This window comes from Silvania confinis, from assembly GCF_025564085.1.
In the GTDB taxonomy this organism is placed as follows: domain Bacteria; phylum Pseudomonadota; class Gammaproteobacteria; order Enterobacterales; family Enterobacteriaceae; genus Enterobacter; species Enterobacter confinis.
Window position 1 is genome coordinate 38,557 of the sequence record NZ_JAMGZJ010000077.1, and the last position, 22,034, is coordinate 60,590.

Consider the following 22,034-nt stretch of genomic DNA (forward strand, 5'->3'; position numbering starts at 1 on the left):
AGAAGTACAATGGAGATTACCACTCTTCAGATTGTGCTGGTGTTCGTCGTAGCGTGTATTGCCGGTATGGAATCCGTACTTGATGAATTTCAGTTTCACCGTCCGCTGGTCGCCTGTACGTTAATTGGCGCCGTTCTCGGCGATATGAAAACCGGTATCATCATCGGTGGTACGCTGGAAATGATCGCCCTCGGCTGGATGAACATCGGTGCGGCGGTTGCGCCGGACGCCGCGCTGGCATCCATCATCTCGACCGTTCTGGTTATCGCCGGTCATCAGAACATCGGCGCTGGTATCGCGCTGGCAATCCCACTGGCTGCAGCCGGTCAGGTACTGACCATTATCGTTCGTACCATCACCGTTGCCTTCCAGCATGCGGCGGATAAGGCGGCCGACAACGGAAACCTGACGGCATTGTCCTGGATCCACGTCTCCTCCCTGTTCCTGCAAGCAATGCGTATCGCAATCCCTGCGGTTATCGTAGCAGTGTCCGTTGGCACCAGCGAAGTCCAGGGTCTCCTGAATGCCATTCCTGAAGTGGTCACCAGCGGTCTGAACATTGCCGGTGGCATGATCGTGGTTGTCGGTTACGCAATGGTCATCAACATGATGCGTGCGGGCTACCTGATGCCGTTCTTCTATCTCGGTTTTGTTACCGCGGCGTTTACTAACTTTAACCTCGTGGCGTTGGGTGTGATTGGTGCAGTTATGGCCATCCTCTATATCCAACTGAGCCCGAAATATAACCGCGTCGCGGGTGCACCAGCGCAGGCTGCTGGCAACAACGATCTCGATAACGAACTGGACTAGCAGGTGAGCGAAATGGTTGATATGACAAAAACTACCCCGGAGAAGAAACTCACTCCGAGTGATATTCGTGGCGTATTCATTCGTTCTAACCTGTTCCAGGGTTCATGGAACTTCGAACGTATGCAGGCGCTGGGCTTTTGCTTCTCCATGGTACCGGCGATCAAACGCCTGTATCCGGAAAATAACGAAGCGCGTCGCCAGGCGATTAAACGTCACCTGGAATTCTTTAACACCCATCCGTACGTTGCGGCCCCGGTTCTCGGTGTGACGCTGGCGATGGAAGAGCAGCGTGCCAATGGCGCAGAGATTGACGATGGTGCCATCAACGGGATCAAAGTTGGTTTGATGGGGCCGCTGGCAGGCGTGGGTGACCCGATCTTCTGGGGTACCGTGCGTCCGGTCTTTGCAGCACTGGGAGCGGGTATTGCGATGAGCGGGAGCCTGCTGGGTCCCCTGCTGTTCTTTATCCTGTTTAACGCCGTCCGTCTGGCAACCCGTTACTACGGCGTGGCATACGGCTACCGTAAAGGCATCGACATCGTTAAAGATATGGGCGGCGGCTTCCTGCAGAAACTGACTGAGGGGGCGTCGATTCTGGGCCTGTTTGTCATGGGGGCACTGGTTAACAAGTGGACCCACGTCAACATACCGCTGGTGGTCTCGACGATCACCGGTCAGGATGGTCAGACCCGCGTCACCACCGTACAGACGATCCTCGATCAGCTGATGCCGGGCCTGGTTCCGCTGCTGCTGACCTTCGCCTGTATGTGGCTGCTGCGTAAGAAAGTTAACGCCCTTTGGATTATCGTTGGCTTCTTCGTCATCGGTATTGTTGGCTACGCTATCGGCCTGCTGGGCCTGTAAGTTTTGACCTGATAAACCGGGGGCTTGTCTGCCCCCGGTTTTTTTTATCTGGAGGATGAATGACGATCACGGACATCGTACTGGTACTGTTTATTGTTGCTCTTCTGGCGTATGCCATTTACGACGAATTGATCATGCCCCGCCGCAACGGCAAGACGTTGCTCACTGTCCCTCTTCTGCGCCGTGGCCGCGTTGATGCGGTGATTTTCGCCGGTCTGCTGATGATCCTGATTTATAACAACGTGATGAGCCAGGGTGCTTTATTAACCACATGGTTATTATGTGTGCTGGCATTAATGGCCTTTTATCTGTTCTGGCTTCGCGCGCCGAAAATAATCTTTAAAAGCGCTGGATTCTTTTTCGCCAACGTCTGGATAGAATATAACCGTATTAAAGAGATGAATTTATCTGAAGATGGCGTACTGGTGATGCAATTAGAGCAACGACGCCTGCTTGTTCGGGTACGAAATATAGACGACCTGGAAAGAATATACAAATTACTTGTTAAAGTTCAATGAGTTAAAGAAATAGCAATGGCTATATTATGGTGTGCTTTTCGCAATCGATTATAGCCAAAGCTATATTATTTAACCTTAATGACGATATGTTTTTAACGATATCTTTACCAATTAATCTTAATGAAAATCGTTATCATTTAGTTAATTTAATAATACATCTCTGTTGTTGTTTTACATTCTCATAATATGTTAAGGTTGCGCCCGTCGTTGGGGAGTAACCGATTTCCGCTGTGTCGGAAATGTACGTGTCAACATACTCGTTGAAAAACGTGGTACGTACGGATGGTTTCTGCGTCATGCAGAACGATCAGGTGAGACCATAGATGCATTTACTGCTGTTTACTGGGGGCAGTGATGTGTCATATGGATATTCCCGGTCTGGACACGCTGATGAACCTCTCCGCAACAATTCTTCTGGCCTTTGGTATGTCGATGGACGCATTCGCAGCTTCCATTGGTAAAGGCGCGACGCTCCACAAACCTAGATTCTCTGAAGCCCTGCGTACCGGTCTAATCTTTGGCGCTATCGAAACCCTGACCCCGCTGATCGGCTGGGCGCTGGGCATGCTCGCCAGCCAGTTCGTGCTCGAATGGAACCACTGGATCGCCTTTACTCTGCTGGTCTTCCTCGGGGGCCGTATGGTAATTGAAGGCGTTCGTAACGATATCGACGAGGACGAAACACCGGTCCGCCGTCACGGTTTCTGGCTGCTGGTGACCACCGCCATCGCCACCAGTCTGGATGCGATGGCCGTCGGCGTAGGGCTGGCTTTCCTGCAGGTCAACATCCTGACCACCGCGCTGGCGATTGGCTGCGCGACCTTCATTATGTCGACGCTGGGGATCATGGTTGGCCGCTACATCGGCCCACTGTTAGGCAAGCGCGCCGAGATCCTCGGCGGCGTGGTGCTGATTGGGATTGGCGCTCAAATCATGTGGAATCATTTCGCCGGTTAATTGACTCGCTGCCAGCAATGGATGCTGAAATCCGTCTGGCAGTTGAACGTTTCCTGCGCCGCCAGCGTTTCCCATACCTCAGGCTTCGCCCGCCAGGCAAACGGCGTCATCTGTAGCAGCGCAACCGCCTCTTTCCCCGTCAATGACATTTCGTAGCCCAGGGACAGCTCTTGCCGGAGCTCAAAGCCCGGCAATTGCTCGGAATGCGCAGCATGCAGCATAACCTCACTGTAAATCAGCCCTTTTAGCTCCATTAAGTGACGTGGACCCGGTGTAACGGTGATCACCCAGCACCCCTCTTTCACCACGCGGGCCAGCTCTTCGCCTTTGCAGGGGGCGTAAATACGGATCACCGCGTCCATACTGCTCTGCTCAAACGGCAGACGGTGGCTGGATGCCACGCAGAATGTCACCCCGGAATAGCGTTTGGCTGCCGCACGGATGGCGGATTTAGAGACATCCAGGCCAAACGTGATGGCACCCTGTTCTTCGGCGATGCGCGCAAACGCGGCGGTGTAGTACCCTTCCCCACAGCCAATGTCCAGAATCGACGATGCGCCGACAGGCAGGATCTCTGCCAGCTTGCTGGCCACCGCATCGCGCAGCGGCTGATAGTGCCCGGCATCCAGGAACGCTCTGCGCGCCTGCATCATCTCGGCGCTATCGCCCGGATCGCGGGATCGCTTATGCTGCACCGGCAGCAGATTGACATACCCCTCTTTCGCCATATCGTAGCGATGCCCCTGCGGGCAGGCGTAGCTTTTATCCATGTGCGCCAGCGGCGCGTGGCAAAGAGGACAACAGAATGTCATGGGAACTCCGGGCAATCATAAAGGGCGAAAGTGTACCGCTAATCGCCCCACGATAAAACGGCCTTAGCGCATGACAATGAGATGGCTGGAATCAGCCGGTAAACCATCCGGTTTAATGTTTTCAATGCGCAACACATCGCCCATGATTTGGCTGAACACCGGCGCAGAGACCGCGCCGCCATAATAAGCCCCGTTTTGCGGATCGTTGATTACCACCGCGAGCGCAAACACCGGGCGACTGGCCGGGGCTACGCCTGCGGTATAGGCCACATATTTGTCGACATACTGGCCGCTGTCGTCAATTTTCTTGGCGGTACCGGTTTTGACTGCCACCCGATAATCGCGCACCGCGGCTTTGGTCCCGCCACCGCCAGGTAATGCCACACTTTCCATCATATGTTCGACTTCATGCGCAATCTCCTCCGGCATCACTCGGGTTCCGATGACGGGCGGATCGATTCGGGTTATCGACAATGGCCGTTCGATCCCGTAGCTGCCGATGGTGGCATAGACATGAGCTAGCTGCAGCGGCGTGACCATCAGGCCATAGCCAAACGCGAAGGTCGCGCGATCCAACTGGCTCCAGAATTTTCGCGTCGGCAGCAGGCCGCTGCTTTCGCCGGTTAACCCCAGCCCGGTGCTGCGGCCAAAACCAAACGCCTTATAGGTATCCAGCAGACGCTGGATCGGCATCGCCAGCGACAGTCGAGAGACGCCAGTGTCACTCGATTTTTGCAGGATGCCAGTGAGAGTCAGCTCCGGATAATAGCCCACATCGCGGATGCGGTGCCCGGCCAGGGTATAGGGATGGGTGTCGATCACGCTGTCCGGCTGCACCAGATTTTGCTGCAGGGCCGTCATCAGCACCAGCGGTTTAACGGTGGAACCTGGCTCGAAGGTGTCGCTGATGGCGCGGTTGCGGAAATCATTCAACGTTGCGCCTTCGCGATTGTTGGGGTTGAAGTCCGGGAAGCTCGCCATTGCGAGGATCTCACCGGTCTGGATACTGATCAGCACCGCCGCACCCGATTCTGCTTTATTCCATGCGACAGCGTTATCCAGTGCATCTTCGGTGAGCGTCTGCAGCCGTTTATCAATGCTGAGCTGAATGTCGTGCGCCGGTACCGGCGGGACTTCGGTGATATTCTCCACCACATGACCATAGCGATCCTCACGCACCCGCCGTACACCCGACTTGCCGGTGAGCTGGGAATTGAAGCTTTTTTCGATCCCCTCGATGCCTTGTCCGTCAATGTTGGTAAAGCCAATCAGGTTTGCCGCCACGTGCCCGGCCGGGTAAAAGCGTCGGGATTCATCGCGCAGGCTGATGCCCGGCAAATGCAGCTTTTCGATCCAGTGGGCCTGGGTGGGATCCACCTGACGCGCCAGATAGATAAAGCGGCCATTAGGATTGGCGTTAATGCGTGCGGCCAGGTCCGAAAGCGACAAGTGCAGCGCACTGGCTAAGGCCTGCCAGCGATCGTCGAAACCCACGCCGCCTTTTCCCAGCACCGTTTTCGGATCAGCCCACACTGCCTGCACCGGTACGCTGACGGCCAGGGCTTTCCCCTCCCGGTCGACAATCATCCCCCTGGGAGCATCGATCGCCACTTCACGCAATGAGCGCATATCTTCCTGTTTGACCAGTGGGTCTGGTTTAATGATTTGCAGCCAGGCAACACGCCCCAGCAGAAATACCAGACTGACTAAAATAGCCAGACAGAGAAGTGCAAAACGTAACGGGGTGAAGTTTGCGGCGGGATCGGCAGGTTTCTTTTTCACCAGTGCTCCAGGGCTAGTTAATAACGCACTGATTTAACGGGAAAACGGACCGGCGGGGGCAAAAACAATGCTAATAACCTCGTAGCTTTGCAACAAATTGCTAACGGAGGCAGATGTGGTAACACTTTGAAAAAAAACGCATTAAAAAGCCCCGCATTCGCGAGGCTTTATCTCTGCAACTGAAGCGTCGGAACGATTCAGATTTGGCAGGTGTTCGATCAGATAGCGGTTACGTTAACAGCAGCCGGACCTTTCTGGCCGTCCTGAATTTCGAACTCAACGTTCTGGCCTTCAGCCAGAGTTTTGAAGCCGTTACCCTGGATTGCAGAGAAATGTACGAATACATCTTTGCTGCCGTCAGCAGGAGTAATGAAGCCAAAACCTTTAGACTCGTTGAACCACTTAACTTGACCTTTAATCTTTGCCATTTGCAAAATTCCTTAGAATGTTTTCTTAGCCCGCAGGCATTCACTGAGATAAAACTGAGACATTACTGCATGAGGCACTAATATAAGGTTCGGCAGAGAAGCGGTATTCAACGACAACGTGTTTACTCAGGACTTCTTTACTGAAAATGCCACACATAAACAGAACTGTACCTCGTTTGACCTAAACCGTGTTATCACATACTACTTAAATAATGGCAAGCCATTTTTAAACATGTCTCGATCAGTCGCACAAATTCTGAGACTGATTTGCCACAATCTGCACAAATACACGCTGACGGCGTATTCCATGCTGACAGGCTGCTTGCACCATCCCTGACAGCGTAGGCGCTGTAATCAAAGACTTTTTTACTCTAGCGCACGACATCTAACACGTCCAGCAAGATGAAAATGTTTATCCCTGGGGCTATTTCAGTTAGTCCTTTTCATGACAAGTTATGCTGAATTGATTGCAAGGCTAAGCAATGGTTGTAATGAAAAAACATTGTATATCGTTTCGCTTGTTCAACTTATATACACCGCTGTACTCTTTATCGCCATGCACCAAAATAATGATATTTTTATGAATCTGCATCAAAAAAAGGCAAGCAAAACGTTTCGATTAAAATAATGTATGACTCGCGTCGACTTAATACAGAATATTCAGTAACCCGGTGCAGAATTGTTATAAGGATAAATATTGACCGATCCGCAAAATGTGAAAGCGATCGTTATCCGGTGCGACATCCTTTAACACCTGGCTTAACTCGAAAACCGGCTCGTCGAGTGACTCATCTGCCAGCTCAAATACTCCCCAGTGAACAGGAATGGCCTTTGGCATGCCGAGTTGCTGCCAGAGAGTAACAGCCGACTGCGGATCCATATGGTTAATCGACATGAACCACCGTGGTGCATAAGCGCCCACCGGTAAGGCAACCGTATCGAGCGGCCCAAGACGCTGCGCAATGGTCAGGAGCTCCGGGGAGTAGCCGGTATCGCCGCTAAACCAAAAACGCTGGTGCTTTCCTTCCATCACCCAGCCACACCACAGGGTGCGATTACGATCCCACGGGCGGCGCATACTCCAGTGCTGGGCCGGCACGGCGGTGAACGTCAGACCTTCGAAAACGTAGCTTTGCCACCAGTCCAGTTCAATAACATGCTTAGCGCCACGACGACGACACCACTCCCCGAGCCCCAACGGCACAAAAATGGTCAACTGCGGGAACCGCTTTAATAGCTGACGCACCGTGGCGTTATCCAGATGATCGTAATGATTATGGGAAATAACCAGCGCATCCAGCGTGGGAAGCGTGTCCACCGACATCACTGAAGGGGTTTTGCGTTGTGGACCAGCAAAAGGTAAAGGCGACACGCGAGGGGAAAAAACAGGATCCGTCAGAATATAGCGGCCATTCAGGCGCAACAGCAGACTGGCATGTCCCAGCCACCAGACACCGTCTTCCTCTTCGCTGTTCAGCGCAACAGGTTGCCACCACTGGCGAATAAAATGGTCATAACCTTGAGAAGGCGGTTTGGGCAATCCGGCGGCTTTACGTTCTTTACGCCAGCGTTCGACATCGCCAGGTTGATGAGCAGGAGCATCAACATTGCGAAAACCCTGCGGAGTATGGTGTGCAAGGGAGGAATTATACCAGGGATTACGCCAGGCCATATGTTCCTCCCGGTCTACTTAACGTTCTGCTACCAGACGGATAAAATCATCGTTTTCATTGCTGGACGTTTCTTCTACCGCTTTCGGCGTGTCTTTGACTTCCGGCTCGTTGGCATCACACAGGCGACGCAGCAGCGCATTCTGCCGCTTCTGCAGATCAACCAGCGTTTCCAGCAGTTCAATCTGCTCGCTGGTACGAGAACTGGCACGGTTGACGAAAAACCACGCGACCAGCCCGACCACCAGCAGCACTAACGAGACAACCAGCGATGCAACACTCAACATCCCAGTATTCAGTAACTCACCCATTTAACCCCCTCAATAAAAGCGCTCATCTTACCACTCGCGCCAAGGAAGGAAATCATTTGCGATAAAAATGACGATTACCAGGGGATAAACTTATTGATAGAACAAATACCACTAAAAAACTGTACATCCTGGTCACACATCACGTTAAGGGTCTGTGTCCAGAGCACCACGCAGGCAATCAACACCGCAGCCAGAATTATCCAGCGTATTTTTTTCACTCCACTCTCCGTCCTCTAACATCATGTTCCCAGGTTATCATGGGCAACTTAAACCACGGCTAACCGTAATGTGAACACGTTGCTTTCGGAATCATACACTTGTTTAAGTGCCTGTATCGATTACGCTACGCAGCAGTCATAAAAAAAAAACTGAGGCCATAATGCGCTTTTTTATTCGCACACTGATTGTTATAGCACTCGTCTGGACGGGTTTGCTGCTCGCAGGCTACGGCGTGCTGATTGGCAGTAAAGAGAATGCCGCCGGGCTGGGTATCCAGTGCCAGTATCTCACCGCGCGCGGGATCAGCACGGCGCAGTATATTCATAGTGATAGCGGCATTATCGGACTTTCCCGCTGCCCGCTGCTGCGTAAGAGCGAGATGGTGGTCGATAACGGCTAACCGAATGGATAAAAAACGCCGCCATCAAGGCGGCGTTTTTCATTTCCGGTCGCAATCAGAACGGATAGTCGTTGTAACCCATCTGTTCTGAAATCTTCCGTGCCGCCGTGTGCAGCATTTCCACGTACTCGTGCAGATGCTCTTCAGAGAAGCGCAGCGTCGGGAAGGAGATACTCAGACCGGCGATCACCACGCCAAAGCGGTCGAATACCGGTACGCCAATGCAGCGCAAGCCTTCTTCCTGCTCCTGATTATCTTCGCCATAACCCTGCGTGCGCACCAGATCCAGAACCTCCAGCAGCTCTTCCGTGCTGGTGATGGTACGGTCAGTGCTGCGCTTGTACTCAACGCCTTCGAGGATTTGTTTCACCTCTTCACGGTCACGCCACGCCAGCAATACTTTACCGATAGCGGTACTGTACAGCGGGTTACGACGACCAATGCGGGAGTACATACGCAGGTTATACATGGAGTCGATTTTATGGATGTAGACAATGCTGTCTTCATCCAGCGCGCCCAGGTGAACGGTCTCTTTCGTCAAACGAGAGAGCTCACGCATCTGAATATCCGCGCTACGAATAAGATCGACGTTCTGCAGCGCACGTGCGCCCAGTTCGAACAATTTCAGGGTCAGCGAGTATTTTTCTGACTCACCTTCCTGTGCGACATAGCCCAGTGACTTCATGGTCTGCAAAAAGCGATAAACAGTGCTTTTCGACATCATCACACGCTGTGACAGCTCAGTAATACCAATTTCGCGCTCTTCTCCAAGCGCCTGCAGGATGCCAAACACCTTCAACACAGAAGAAACAGAATCTGGTTGCTTATCCAAATCTGCGATTGCCATTCATCACCTCAACCCAAGTGTTTTATAAAATTCAGAACCGGTTTTTATTATAAATTCGACGCCGCCTTGCTGCAAACAATCCTGGCTAACCTGGTTACAAATCTGCGACATACAACCAAAATAAATGCGGTAATAGCCCAATTATCAAAAATAATGCCCCCAGGGCTTATTAATTGACCTGAAATAACCCTTCGGGGTCCTGCAATTGCCATGGCGCAGGTTTGTTGCAAATCGGATTCCGCCCCCCACTAAAATCAAATTTGCGATGGATATCACACTTTTATTGTCGTAGCGCAAAGTTAGCAATGTCAATTTACGTCAAGTTAGTTCTCTACGAAAAATAATTAACTTAACTACTTTTGATGGCAAAAATAATGAAACTCTCGACAATCGCTGTTCTCGTATTGACTGCTGTGACAACCTCCAGTGCGTATGCAACCGTTGACCACACTCACGGTCAAATCGTCGCACATGCCGCCGACGGCACCTACTCTGTCCTGCAGAACGGATCGGTTTGGTTTGGTGTCAGCGCAGGTGAGTTGACCCAGAATCAGGTGGACACCTTCAACAATCCTAAGACTGCCTCAGCCCTGACTGACGCAAACCAGCACCGCACAAATGATCAGGCCGTCGCACTGGCTGATGCTAAGCAGGCTGCGAAAGACCAGTCTGACAAACAGGGTGCAGCGTTGGTTCTGGCCAACCAGCAGCGCACATCATCACAGGTTACCGCCCAGAATAACGCGGAAGGTACAGCATTGGTTCAAGCTAATCAGCAGCGTACCGCATCACAGGTTACTGCCCTGAACGACGCGCAAGGTGCAGCATTGGCTCAGGCCAACCAGCAGCGTACGTCATCACAGGCTACCGCCCTGAAGGACGCGCAGGGTGCGGCATTGGCTCAGGCCAACCAGCAGCGCACCACATCACAGGTTACTGCCCTGAACAACGCGCAAAAAGGCGCGGCGTTGGTGCAGGCTAACCAACAGCGCACTGCATCGCAGGTTGCGGCCCAGAACGACGCCGAAAAGGGTGCGGCGTTAACCGCCGCTAACCAACATCGTGGTCACGATCAAGCCGTCGCACTGGCTGATGCTAAGCAGGAAGCAAAAGATCGCGCTGATAAGCAGATTGCCAACATGGGCACCAAAAACGATCCGACTGGCACCCCGATGAACAGTAATGCTGATGGCGCTGCATTAACTGCCGCTAATCAGCATCGCGCTAATGATCAAGCGGTCGCACTGGCTGATGCCCAACAGGCTGCAAAAGACCTGGCTGATAAACAAGGAGCAGCATTGGCTCAGGCTAACCAGCAGCGTACCGCATCCGAGGTTACTGCCCTGAACGACGCGCAAGGTGCAGCATTGGCTCAGGCTAATCAGCAGCGTACCGCATCAGAAGTTACTGCCCTGAACGATGCGCAAGGTGCAGCATTGGCTCAGGCTAATCAGCAGCGTACCGCATCACAGGTTGCCGCCCTGAATGACGCGCAAGGTGCAGCGTTGGCTCAAGCTAATCAGCAGCGTACCGCATCAGAGGTTACTGCCCTGAACGACGCGCAAGGTGCAGCATTGGCTCAGGCTAACCAACTGCGCACCGCATCACAGGTTGCCGCCCTGAACGATGCGCAAGGTGCGGCGTTGGCTCAGGCTAACCAGCTGCGCACCGCATCACAGGTTGCCGCCTTGAATGACGCGCAAGGTGCGGCGTTGGCTCAAGCTAACCAGCTGCGCACCGCATCACAGGTTGCCGCCTTGACCACAGCAGAAACGGCGGCGCAGGTCGCTAACCCAACGCCTCACCTTGATACACCTGATATGAGCGCTGAACGCGCAGCCGCGATGAAACAGGCTATTTTAGAACACCAGGAAGTGATTGCTCATGATGCACGCTTCGTGGGTATGGACAGCCAACCCATGGCGACGATCAATGTTGCAGCAACGACCCTGAATCCGAACACACCTGTCAGCGTTACGGTGAATGGTACGGAGCAGACAACGACGGCAGGAGCGGTGGCTCAGTTCGATCCACAGGTTCAGGTTTCTGTTCCAATGCCATCGAGTTATTTCCAGAAAACGCTGGTAAGAAGTGGGCAAAATCACGATCAGCGTTCTACCTCAACGCATGGTGGCACCGGTAACGGCAGTAATAATGCGGCGAATAGCGCGAGCGCACATGGGCTGGGCGGTGGATCCCATATTGGTGGTGGTTCTGCGCAGAGCGGCGGTTTCCACGGTAACTGGTGATCCGCACGTTAATGGGTGATAACGCTAGCCGCCGCTACGTAGTGTGACATAGCGGCGATCGCAAGCATCTATAAAGCGCGTCAAAAGACGCGCTTTATGTAATCCTGAATCGTTTTTTTATCAATTCCACATCGCGTCACGGGCCTGATTACTGGCTAACCTGGTTACAAATCTGCGACATACAACCAAAATAACGGTGCTAAACTCACTATCCTCATAATAATCACCATAATGCTAATTAATCCCCATGACTCTAGCTCCCTCAGATGGCCTGCCGTTGCCGCAGCGGTATGGCGCAATTTTTACGATTATTATCGGTATTTCGATGGCCGTGCTGGATGGCGCGATCGCCAACGTCGCCCTGCCGACCATCGCCAGCGACCTGAACGCCTCCCCTGCCAGTTCGATCTGGGTTGTTAACGCCTACCAGATAGCGATTGTTATCTCGCTGCTCTCGTTTTCGTTTCTCGGTGATATGTTTGGCTATCGTCGGGTCTACCAGTGCGGGTTGGTGGTGTTTACGATCACCTCCTTGTTTTGCGCCCTTTCGGATACGCTACACCTGCTGACGCTGGCGCGTATTGCTCAAGGGTTCGGCGGCGCAGCGCTAATGAGCGTCAACACGGCCTTGATTCGGCTTATCTATCCGCAGCGCCAGCTGGGGCGAGGGATGGGTATTAACTCGTTTATTGTTGCCGTGTCGTCTGCGGCGGGCCCAACGATTGCGGCGGCGATCCTCTCCGTCGCCTCCTGGCAGTGGCTATTTTTGATCAACGTCCCACTGGGTATCATCGCCCTGCTGTTCGCCCTGCGCTATCTCCCGGCTAACGGGACCAAAAGCACTATGCCGAAGTTCGATCTGCCAAGCGCGGTAATGAACGCCCTGACGTTTGGCCTGCTGATCACCGCCCTGAGCGGCTTTGCACAAGGTCAGTCGCTGACGCTGATCGGCGCCGAAATTATCGCTCTGCTGATCGTCGGTTTCTTTTTCGTTCGTCGCCAGCTGGCGCTTCCGGTGCCGCTGCTACCGGTGGATCTGTTGCGCATTCCGCTCTTTTCCCTCTCCATCGGCACCTCGATTTGTTCGTTTTGCGCGCAGATGCTGGCTTTGGTCTCGCTGCCCTTTTTCCTGCAAGGCGTGATTGGCCGATCGGAAGTGGAAACCGGCCTGCTGTTGACTCCCTGGCCGCTGGCGACCATGGTAATGGCACCGCTGGCGGGCTACCTGATTGGTCGGGTGCATGCGGGACTATTGGGGACGCTAGGTATGGGCGTGATGGCCGTGGGTCTGTTTGCACTGGCCCTGCTGCCGGCAGCCCCTCACGATTTGGATATTATCTGGCGGATGGTTCTGTGTGGTGCCGGGTTTGGCCTGTTCCAGTCGCCCAATAACCATACGATTATTACCGCAGCGCCCCGCCATCGCAGCGGGGGTGCCAGCGGGATGCTGGGCACTGCCAGACTGCTGGGTCAAAGCACCGGTGCGGCACTGGTGGCGTTAATGTTCAACCTGTTTGGCCAGGGCGGCACCCACGTGGCGCTGTTTACAGCCGGTGCACTGGCGACCGTCGCGGCGATCATCAGCGGCCTGCGGGTGACACAGCCGCAGACATCGGAGTAAAAAAAAGCGCGTCTTAAGACGCGCTTTCAGTTTTTCACCTGCCGGATTACTTCAGGTATTCCCCGTTTCGCAGCGCTTCAATGCGCTTATCCAACGGCGGGTGAGACATAAACAGCTCGCTCAACGACTTCGATTTACCGTTGATACAGAACGCCATCATCGTGGACGCTTCCTGCGGCTCGTAGCTGGTTTTCAGACGCTGCAGCGCGGCAATCATCTTCTCGCGGCCCACCAGTTTTGCGGAACCTGCATCCGCGTGAAACTCCCGGTGACGAGAGAACCACATGGTGATGATGCTTGCCAGAATACCAAACAGCAGCTCCAGTACCATTGAGACAGCAAAGTAGATCAGCGGATTGCCGTTGTTTGATTCGCCCTCTTCACGGTTACCCCCCATAAATCCGGCCGCGATCTGCGCCAGAATACGCGAGATAAAGATCACAAAGGTGTTCACAACACCCTGAATCAGGGTCATGGTGACCATGTCGCCGTTGGCAATGTGGCTGATCTCATGGGCAATAACGGCTTCGGCTTCGTCACGGCTCATGTTCTGTAACAGCCCGGTGCTGACCGCCACCAGAGAGGCGTCGCGGCGTGCGCCGGTCGCAAACGCGTTAATATCCGGTGCGTGATAAATAGCGACCTGCGGCATCGCAATCCCTGCCTGGCGGGACTGATTCGCCACGGTGGTCATCAGCCAGCGTTCCATGTCGTTACGCGGTTGCTCGATAACCTCGCCACCCACAGATTTTAGCGCCATCCACTTTGACATCAGCAGCGAGATAATGGAGCCGCCAAAACCAAACAGCAGCGCCATAATTAACAGGCCCGTCATGCTGCTTGACTGGATTCCTGTCAGGCTGAGTACCAGCCCGAAAACCACCATAACCGCAAGGTTAGTGAGCAGGAAAAGCCCAATTCGCATCATAATATTCTTTTAACCTCTGTTTAACAAAACGCACTTAACGATTACCCACATCGTAGGGTTATTCCGCGCATTTTCAAGGGTTGTCGGGGCGTAAGTCACCAGAAAGACACAACTTTACACATTCAAATCACTGGCTGACGACGTGATGCGGTTAACAAAAAAACAGGCACAATTTCTTGTGCCTGTTGGGAGACTATTTTGCCGGAGCGGGGTCGCTGGCAGGATGGTCTTTTTCGAGCTTCGCCAGGTCAATGGCGATTTTGACCGTCTCATCAAGATACGGATCGGGCTCCTGGTAATCCTTAGGCAGATCGTCCAGTTTTTTCAGTTCCGGTTTGCCTTCGCGTTTGAAGCGGTCATTGATGCGCGCCAGACGCGTCGCATCATCTTCGTCATTCTCTTTCTGACGCTGAGCGTAGTTCAGAGAGACGATATTGCGCTTCGCTTTCAGGGCATTGAAACGGGCAATGTCCTTCGCGATGTACTGGAACTCAGGATCTTTGGCGATGCGTTCATCGTGCTGCTTGAGTAACGCAGGTCCGAACTGGCTGATATCACCCGACTTAACGTAGGTGGCAGCGTTGACGCTGTCCCACGGCAGGGCGTTATCTTCGAACTTCTCGCCGGTTTCCGTCTCTTCGTTGCCAGTTGGCATGATGATATCCGGGGTCACACCTTTACGTTGGGTACTGCCGCCATTTACGCGATAGAACTTCTGAATGGTGTACTGTACGGAGCCCAGCGCAGGCCATTCCGGGCGCAGCATCTGGTCATAAATACGGTTCAGGGAGCGGTACTGCTGCACCGTGCCTTTACCGAAGGTCGGCTCACCGACCACCAGCGCGCGGCTGTAGTCCTGCATTGCTGCGGCAAAGATCTCAGACGCCGAGGCGCTGAAACGATCGACCAACACCACCAGTGGACCTTTGTAGTACACAACGCCATCGGTATCGGCATCTTCACGCACTTTACCGTTGTTGTCGCGCACCTGCACCACCGGACCGGACGGGATAAACAGACCGGAAAGCGATACCGCTTCGGTCAGTGCGCCGCCGCCGTTAGTGCGCAGATCGATGATCACGCTCTTCACGTTCTGTTTTTCGAGCTTCTGCAGCTGGACTTTGACGTCGTCCGTCAGTCCCACGTAGAAGCCAGGGATATCCAGCACGCCGACCTTATCTTTACCGACGGTTTTCACCGACATTTTCACCGCGCGATCTTCCAGACGGATACGCTCGCGGGTCAGGGTAACGATACGGGTCTTGGTGCCTTTACCGGCAGGCAGCACTTCGAGGCGGACTTTGCTGCCTTTCGGCCCTTTGATCAGCGCCACCACGTCATCCAGTCGCCAACCGATAACATCCACCATGCCCTGCCCGGTCTGACCCACACCGACAATGCGATCGCCTACGCTAATCGCCTTGCTTTTGGCTGCCGGGCCACCGGCGACCATGGAGTTGATCACGGTGTAGTCGTCGTCCATCTGCAACACAGCGCCAATCCCTTCAAGAGACAGACTCATCTCCGTGTTGAATTGTTCGGTGTTGCGTGGGGACAGATAGTTGGTGTGCGGATCGATTTCGTGCGCGAAGGCCGTCATCGCCAGCGAGAACACGTCTTCACTGTTGGTCTGCGCCAGGCGACGAATGGCAAATTTGTAGCGGCGGGTCAGCGTTTCGCGGATCTCTTTCTCATCTTTACCAGTGAGTTTGAGGCTCAGCTCGTCATATTTAACTTTGCTGTCCCACAGCATGTTGAGCTCGGCTTCATCTTTCGGCCACGGCGATTTACTGCGGTCAAGATTAAAGGTGTCGGTACCCGTGAAATTCATCGGGCGCTCGAGCACCTTGAGCGCGTATTGATAGCGCTCAAAACGGCGTTTCTGCGACAGGTTGTACAGGTCGTAGAACAGGTCCAGTTTGCCGCTGCGTAACTCATCGCCGACGACAGATTGTCTTTTGGTAAATTGTTCGACATCGCTCGCCAGCAGGACGTTATGACTGTAGTCCAGCAGGTTCAGATAGCGGTCGAAAATTTTAGCCGAGAAAGCCTGATCGAGGTCGAACTGACGATAGTGCGAACGGGTGAAGCGCGACGAAACGCGCTCACTGACCGTTGCGTGTTGAGTCTCTTCCTTCAAAACAGGAATTTGATCAACACGCGTAATCTCGTCCACAGCGAAGGCGTGACCTGTTATGGCAAACAGGCCCGCCAGCGCGGTGAGCTTAAAAAATGTGTTCATGCCGGGCCTGGCCTCCGTTTCAGAACAACAAGTGTTCTGCGCGTACAATCATTGACATACCAGAAGTCAGCTGTACACGAACGCCATCTTTGGTGATTTCCAGTACGGTGGCGTCCATCGCATTGTTACCCGCTTTTACTTTCAGATTCTGACCGACGCTCAGGGCGTTGATGTCAGAAACCGGAGTATGACGCGGCTCTTCACGAGGCGCGCGCGGGGCTTTAGCCGCTGGTTGATCAGCACGTGGCTTACGCTCGGTATTCTCTTTGCGGCGCGGCGCTGGGCGCGGTTTGCGTTCGCGACGAGGCGCTTCTTCCTCACCATTGGCCGCTGCAGCTTCGCGTTTTTTCGCTTGCTGTTCGGCACGCTGGGTCTGGACGCGCGCTTTGGCTTCTTCAAGCTGTTTGCGAGCATGTTCAACGTGCTGCTCATCCAGCACACCACAAGGGTTGCCGTCGAGATCAACACGCGTCGCACCGGCTTTGATACCGTAAAGGTAACGCCAGCTTGAAGTATAAAGACGCAGGGCAGAACGCAGTTGGGTTTTGCTGAGACTCATCTCACCTTCAACACGTGCTACCAGATCCTGAAAAATACCAATTTTCAGGGGACGAGCTTCGCCTTCGGCACTAAAACACTGTGGAAAACGTTCGGCCAAAAACGCGATCACTTCTTTACTGCTATTCAACTTAGGTTGATTTTCCATGAAATTTCCTGATTACAACGGACGTTGCCGACAAGCCGCAGGCATGAACAGGCGACATTATAATGACGCCATCCGTAAATGCTACGTTATCCGTTGATTATCCTGCGACGTACGCAAAGAATTTTTGATAATCGGTCGCGGCGAGGACGTTTTCAAGATTCGCCACCAGCTCGCGCAGGCCCTGTTCGTCGTCGGCTGTAAAGCGACTGAAGACAGTGCTGTCGATATCCAGTACACCAATAATCTGATTATTAACCACCAGCGGCAGAACGATTTCCGCGTTGCTGGCGCTGTCGCAGGCAATGTGCCCGTCGAATGCGTGGACATCCTCAACACGCTGCACCTGATTGTGTGCCACCGCGGTACCGCACACGCCGCGTCCGACAGGAATACGTACGCAGGCCAGTTTGCCCTGGAAAGGCCCCAGCACTAACGTCTCGCCTTCCAGCAGGTAAAAACCGGCCCAGTTGACATCGGACAGGCGCTCAAAGAGGAGCGCGCTGGTATTGGCCAGTGTCGCCAAAAAACTGGTTTCTCCCGCCATCAATGCCTGAAAGTCGCGATTTAGGTCCGCGTAGAATTCTGTTTTGTTCATTATTCAATCACTTGGTTGTCTTACAGAGTTACAGCATAGCTTATTAAAATACGCATTATTTACGTTCATGCTCAAGATGAATCAATTCATGAGTTAAGATAACTAGTAACTATTCATTTAATGCGCGACTCATGGCTCTTAAAACACCAAAAATAACGCCGGTTAAAAAGATAACCGTCTATACGGTCGGCGATGCGCTTCCTCGTGCACATTATCAGCGTTGCCCCCAATGCGATACGCTTTTTACGTTGCCAAAGATGAAATCACACCAAAGTGCTTTTTGTCCGCGCTGCAACGCGAAAATCCGCGATGGACGTGACTGGTCATTGACCCGACTGGCGGCGATGGCCGTCACCATGATGCTGCTGATGCCGTTTGCCTGGAATGAACCGCTGCTGCGTTTGTACCTGCTGGGCGTACACATCGACGCCAATCTGTTTCAGGGGATCTGGCAGATGACCCGTCAGGGCGATCCCCTTACCGCATCGATGGTGCTGTTTTGTACCGTGGGTGCCCCAGTGGTGCTGGTGGCGGCCATCGCTTACCTGTGGTTTGGCAATATTCTGGGGATGAACTTGCGCCCGGTGCTCCTGATGCTCGAGAAGCTGAAGGAGTGGGTGATGCTGGATATCTATCTGGTGGGGATTGTTGTTGCTTCGATAAAAGTTCAGGATTATGCCTTCTTACAGCCAGGAGGCGGCCTGTTTGCGTTTATTGCACTGGTGATCTTAAGCATCCTGACCCTGATCCATTTGAACGTCGAACAGCTGTGGGAGCGCTTCTACCCTCAGCGCCCCGCGACCCGCTACAACCCAGCGCTGCGGGTCTGTCTGGGCTGCCATTACACCGGGCTGCCCGACGCGCGCGGTCGCTGCCCTCGCTGCCACATTCCTCTGCGGCTGCGGCGCAACAACAGCCTGCAAAAATGCTGGGCGGCACTGATCGCCTCGATGGTGCTACTGTTACCGGCTAACCTGCTGCCTATCTCGGTAATTTACGTCAACGGTGGGCGGCAGGAAGATACGATTATGTCGGGGATTATCTCGCTGGCGGACAGTAATATCGCGGTGGCCGCCGTGGTGTTTATCGCCAGTATCCTGGTTCCCTTTACCAAAGTGGTGGTGATGTTTACCCTGCTGATCAGTATTCACTTCAAATGTGAACAAGGGCTAAAAACCCGCATACAGCTGTTGCGTTTTGTCACCTGGATTGGCCGCTGGTCAATGCTGGATCTGTTTGTTATTTCGTTGATGATGTCGCTGATTAACCGCGATCAGCTGCTTGCTTTTACTATGGGACCCGCCGCGTTGTACTTCGGTACTGCGGTGATATTGACTATTCTTGCAGTGGAATGGCTGGATAGCCGCTTACTTTGGGATGCACATGAGTCAGGAAACGCCCGCTTCGCCGACTGAAGCGCGAATTAAAACAAAACGCCGTATTTCGCCATTCTGGTTGCTGCCGGTCATCGCGTTGATGATCGCCGGCTGGCTGATCTGGACCAGCTACGAGGATCGCGGCAATACCATTACTATCGCCTTCCAGACTGCTGACGGCATCGTACCTGGCCGCACCCCCGTGCGTTTTCAGGGGGTTGAGGTTGGCACCGTTCAGGATATTTCGCTGGATAAAGGCCTGAACAAAATCAACGTCCGCGCCAGCATCAAATCCGATATGGCGGATGCACTGCGTGAAGAGACGCAGTTCTGGCTGGTGACGCCCAAAGCCTCGCTGGCGGGAGTCTCTGGGCTGGATGCGCTGGTGGGGGGCAACTACATCGGCATGATGCCTGGCAAGGGTGAACCGCAGGATCACTTTACCGCCCTTGATACCCAGCCTCGCTACCGGCTCAATAACGGCGATCTGATGATCCATCTGCACGCCCCGGATCTCGGCTCGTTGAACAGTGGCTCGCTGGTCTATTTCCGCAAGATCCCGGTCGGGCGGGTATACGACTACGCCATCACCCCGAACAAGCAGGGGGTGACAATCGACGTGCTGATCGAGCGGCGCTTTACTTCGCTGGTGAAAAAAGGCAGCCGTTTCTGGAATGTCTCCGGCGTCGATGCCGACCTGAGCCTGAGCGGAGCGAAAGTCAAACTCGAAAGCCTGGCGGCGCTGGTCAACGGTGCCATTGCCTTTGATTCACCGGAAAACTCAACGGCCGCCACCCCGGACGATGATTTCGGCCTGTACGAAGATCTGGCCCACAGCCAGCGCGGCGTGATTGTGAAGTTGGCCCTGCCCTCGGCCGATGGTCTGAAAGCGGACACCACGCCGCTGATGTACCAGGGTTTACAGGTTGGACAGCTCACCCGCCTGACGCTCAATCCCGGCGGTTCAGTGACCGGCGAAATGACCGTCGATCCCAGCGTGGTCGATCTGCTGCGGGAAAAAACCCGCATCGAGTTGCGTAACCCTAAACTGTCCCTCAGCGACGCCAACCTCAGCAGCCTGCTCACCGGCAGTACCTTCGAGCTGCTTCCTGGCGGTGGGGAACCGAGCAGCAGCTTTGTGATCGCCCCGGCAGATAAAGCCCTGCTGCAAAAGCCGGGCGTGTTAACCGTGACGCTTAACGCGCCGGAAAGCTACGGCATCGATGCCGGTCAGCCGCTGACCTTACACGGCGTGCAGATTGGGCAAGTGCTGGAACGGACCCTGACCGGCAAGGGCGTAAGCTTTTCCGTCGCCATCGATCCGCAGTACCGCGAGCTGGTGCATGGCGACAGTAAATTCGTGGTCAACAGTCGGGTGGATGTCAAAGTCGGTCTCGACGGCGTTGAGTTTCTGGCGGCCAGTGCCAGCGAATGGATTAGCGGCGGGATCCGTATTTTACCGGGTGAAAAAGGGGCGATGCGCGACAGCTACCCGCTGTTCGCCAATCTCGATAAGGCAATCGAAAACAGCCTGAGCGATCTCCCTACCACCACCCTGACGCTGGTGGCCGAAACTCTGCCGGACGTTCAGGCGGGTTCGGTGGTGCTGTACCGTAAATTCCAGGTGGGAGAAGTGATCACCGTCCGACCGCGCGCCAATGCGTTCGATATCGAACTCCACGTGAAGCCGGAATACCGCAAGCTGCTGACGAGTAACAGCGTCTTCTGGGCCGAAGGCGGCGCGAAAGTGCAGCTCAACGGTAGCGGGCTGACGGTGCAGGCCTCCCCGCTTTCCCGCGCGCTGCGCGGCGCAATCAGCTTCGATAACCTGAGCGGAGCGAGCGCCAGCCAGCGCAAAGGCGATAAGCGGATCCTCTATGCATCAGAAACTGCCGCCCGTGCGGTGGGTGGACAGATCACTCTGCACGCCTTTGACGCGGGTAAACTCGCCGAAGGGATGCCGGTGCGCTATCTGGGAATTGATATCGGGCAAATTCAGACCCTGAAGCTGATCACCTCCCGCAACGAAGTGCAGGCTACGGCGGTGCTGTACCCGGAATATGTCGATAACTTCGCCCGCGCCGGGACGCGTTTTTCGGTGGTGACACCGCAAATCTCTGCCGCTGGCGTGGAGCATCTGGATACCATCTTGCAGCCTTATATCAACGTCGAGCCAGGCCGGGGCAATCCGCGCCGCGACTTTGAGCTGCAGGAGGCCACCATTACCGATTCACGTTATCTCGACGGTCTGAGCATCGTGGTGGAAGTGCCGGAGGCCTCCTCGCTTGCCATTGGTACGCCGGTGCTGTTCCGCGGAATGGAAGTGGGTACGGTAACGGGCCTGACGCTGGGCACGCTTTCCGACCGGGTGATGGTTGGCCTGCGCATCAGCGATCGCTATCAGCACCTGGTGCGCAACAACTCGGTCTTCTGGCTGGCATCCGGCTATACGCTTGATTTTGGTCTGACCGGCGGCGTGGTGAAAACCGGTACCTTTAATCAGTTTATTCGCGGCGGCATTGCATTTGCCACGCCGCCAGGCACACCGCTGGCACCGAAGTCGCAGCCCGGTAAGCACTTCCTGCTGCAGGAAAGCGAGCCGAAAGAGTGGCGCAACTGGGGAACTGCCCTGCCGCGTTAACCCTGACGCTCCGGTGGCAACCCACCGGAGCGTTTATGGTACACTGCGCGCCTCTTTG

General features: G+C 54.3%; 20 protein-coding genes and 1 pseudogene. 9 read left to right on the forward strand and 12 right to left on the reverse strand.

The annotated features are described in order from the left end of the window. Positions 1 to 9 precede the first annotated feature (9 nt). The 4 genes from M8013_RS14110 (at position 10) to mntP (ending at position 3,149) form a co-directional block, all read left to right on the forward strand. Positions 10 to 810, forward strand: coding sequence for a PTS mannose/fructose/sorbose transporter subunit IIC (locus tag M8013_RS14110; protein WP_271268434.1), 801 nt, complete (start codon positions 10 to 12; stop codon positions 808 to 810). A 12-nt stretch (positions 811 to 822) separates the two neighbouring features. Then, positions 823 to 1,674 carry a PTS mannose transporter subunit IID gene (locus tag M8013_RS14115; RefSeq protein WP_271268435.1) on the forward strand — a complete coding sequence of 284 codons (852 nt, stop codon included), beginning with the start codon at positions 823 to 825 and terminating at the stop codon, positions 1,672 to 1,674. A 59-nt stretch (positions 1,675 to 1,733) separates the two neighbouring features. After that, positions 1,734 to 2,192, forward strand: coding sequence for a DUF986 family protein (locus M8013_RS14120; RefSeq protein ID WP_271268436.1), 459 nt, complete (start codon positions 1,734 to 1,736; stop codon positions 2,190 to 2,192). 390 nt (positions 2,193 to 2,582) lie between these two features. Further along, positions 2,583 to 3,149, forward strand: coding sequence for a manganese efflux pump MntP (mntP, locus tag M8013_RS14125; RefSeq protein ID WP_271269088.1), 567 nt, complete (start codon positions 2,583 to 2,585; stop codon positions 3,147 to 3,149). Here the strand turns inward: mntP and rlmA are convergent. The 7 genes and pseudogenes from rlmA to mgrB all read right to left on the reverse strand — a co-directional run bounded on the left by rlmA (position 3,146) and on the right by mgrB (position 8,370). Then, positions 3,146 to 3,961 carry a 23S rRNA (guanine(745)-N(1))-methyltransferase gene (gene rlmA, locus M8013_RS14130; protein WP_271268437.1) on the reverse strand — a complete coding sequence of 272 codons (816 nt, stop codon included), beginning with the start codon at positions 3,959 to 3,961 and terminating at the stop codon, positions 3,146 to 3,148. The genes mntP and rlmA overlap by 4 nt on opposite strands. 63 nt (positions 3,962 to 4,024) lie before the next feature. Continuing rightward, positions 4,025 to 5,743 carry a peptidoglycan glycosyltransferase FtsI gene (ftsI, locus tag M8013_RS14135; protein WP_271268438.1) on the reverse strand — a complete coding sequence of 573 codons (1,719 nt, stop codon included), beginning with the start codon at positions 5,741 to 5,743 and terminating at the stop codon, positions 4,025 to 4,027. Positions 5,744 to 5,961: 218 nt separating this feature from the next. Then, positions 5,962 to 6,171, reverse strand: coding sequence for a transcription antiterminator/RNA stability regulator CspE (cspE, locus tag M8013_RS14140; RefSeq protein ID WP_001062678.1), 210 nt, complete (start codon positions 6,169 to 6,171; stop codon positions 5,962 to 5,964). Between the two features lie 12 nt (positions 6,172 to 6,183). Continuing rightward, positions 6,184 to 6,328, reverse strand: a pseudogene (locus M8013_RS14145) (DUF2627 domain-containing protein). Between the two features lie 525 nt (positions 6,329 to 6,853). Further along, positions 6,854 to 7,843, reverse strand: a complete 990-nt coding sequence (locus M8013_RS14150; RefSeq protein ID WP_271268439.1) for an MBL fold metallo-hydrolase — start codon at positions 7,841 to 7,843, stop codon at positions 6,854 to 6,856. An 18-nt stretch (positions 7,844 to 7,861) separates the two neighbouring features. Beyond that, entirely contained in the window at positions 7,862 to 8,152 is a 291-nt protein-coding gene (locus M8013_RS14155; RefSeq protein ID WP_271268440.1) for a YebO family protein, read from the reverse strand. 74 nt (positions 8,153 to 8,226) lie between these two features. Continuing rightward, a complete protein-coding gene (gene mgrB, locus M8013_RS14160; protein WP_271268441.1) occupies positions 8,227 to 8,370 on the reverse strand; it encodes a PhoP/PhoQ regulatory lipoprotein MgrB in 144 nt (47 codons plus the stop codon). Positions 8,371 to 8,531: 161 nt separating this feature from the next. Here mgrB and M8013_RS14165 point away from each other — a divergent pair, with 161 nt between their 5' ends. Beyond that, positions 8,532 to 8,771 carry a YobH family protein gene (locus tag M8013_RS14165; protein WP_271268442.1) on the forward strand — a complete coding sequence of 80 codons (240 nt, stop codon included), beginning with the start codon at positions 8,532 to 8,534 and terminating at the stop codon, positions 8,769 to 8,771. Between the two features lie 55 nt (positions 8,772 to 8,826). On the opposite strand, the gene kdgR is transcribed toward M8013_RS14165, so the two are convergent. Beyond that, positions 8,827 to 9,618 carry a DNA-binding transcriptional regulator KdgR gene (gene kdgR / locus M8013_RS14170; RefSeq protein ID WP_271268443.1) on the reverse strand — a complete coding sequence of 264 codons (792 nt, stop codon included), beginning with the start codon at positions 9,616 to 9,618 and terminating at the stop codon, positions 8,827 to 8,829. A gap of 374 nt (positions 9,619 to 9,992) precedes the next feature. Between kdgR and M8013_RS14175 the strand changes: the two genes are divergently transcribed. Both M8013_RS14175 and M8013_RS14180 read left to right on the forward strand, forming a co-directional pair. Then, positions 9,993 to 11,867, forward strand: coding sequence for a coiled-coil domain-containing protein (locus M8013_RS14175; RefSeq protein WP_271268444.1), 1,875 nt, complete (start codon positions 9,993 to 9,995; stop codon positions 11,865 to 11,867). Between the two features lie 247 nt (positions 11,868 to 12,114). Then, a complete protein-coding gene (locus tag M8013_RS14180) occupies positions 12,115 to 13,488 on the forward strand; it encodes an MFS transporter (protein WP_271268445.1) in 1,374 nt (457 codons plus the stop codon). Between the two features lie 46 nt (positions 13,489 to 13,534). On the opposite strand, the gene htpX is transcribed toward M8013_RS14180, so the two are convergent. From htpX to M8013_RS14200, 4 genes are all read right to left on the reverse strand, one after another. Continuing rightward, positions 13,535 to 14,416, reverse strand: a complete 882-nt coding sequence (htpX, locus tag M8013_RS14185; RefSeq protein WP_271268446.1) for a protease HtpX — start codon at positions 14,414 to 14,416, stop codon at positions 13,535 to 13,537. 193 nt (positions 14,417 to 14,609) lie between these two features. Next, positions 14,610 to 16,658 carry a carboxy terminal-processing peptidase gene (gene prc / locus M8013_RS14190; RefSeq protein ID WP_271268447.1) on the reverse strand — a complete coding sequence of 683 codons (2,049 nt, stop codon included), beginning with the start codon at positions 16,656 to 16,658 and terminating at the stop codon, positions 14,610 to 14,612. Positions 16,659 to 16,677: 19 nt separating this feature from the next. Beyond that, entirely contained in the window at positions 16,678 to 17,364 is a 687-nt protein-coding gene (proQ, locus tag M8013_RS14195; protein WP_271268448.1) for an RNA chaperone ProQ, read from the reverse strand. Positions 17,365 to 17,461: 97 nt separating this feature from the next. Continuing rightward, positions 17,462 to 17,959 (reverse strand): GAF domain-containing protein, encoded by a 498-nt coding sequence (locus tag M8013_RS14200; protein ID WP_271268449.1) that lies wholly within the window; start codon positions 17,957 to 17,959, stop codon positions 17,462 to 17,464. Between the two features lie 131 nt (positions 17,960 to 18,090). On the opposite strand from M8013_RS14200, the gene yebS reads away from it, so the two are divergent. Both yebS and M8013_RS14210 read left to right on the forward strand, forming a co-directional pair. Then, positions 18,091 to 19,374, forward strand: coding sequence for a membrane integrity lipid transport subunit YebS (gene yebS, locus M8013_RS14205; protein ID WP_271268450.1), 1,284 nt, complete (start codon positions 18,091 to 18,093; stop codon positions 19,372 to 19,374). Next, on the forward strand, positions 19,343 to 21,976 hold the full coding sequence (locus tag M8013_RS14210; RefSeq protein ID WP_271268451.1) for a PqiB family protein: 2,634 nt from the start codon (positions 19,343 to 19,345) through the stop codon (positions 21,974 to 21,976). The genes yebS and M8013_RS14210 overlap by 32 nt, the downstream gene beginning before the upstream one ends. The last annotated feature ends 58 nt before the right edge of the window (positions 21,977 to 22,034 follow it).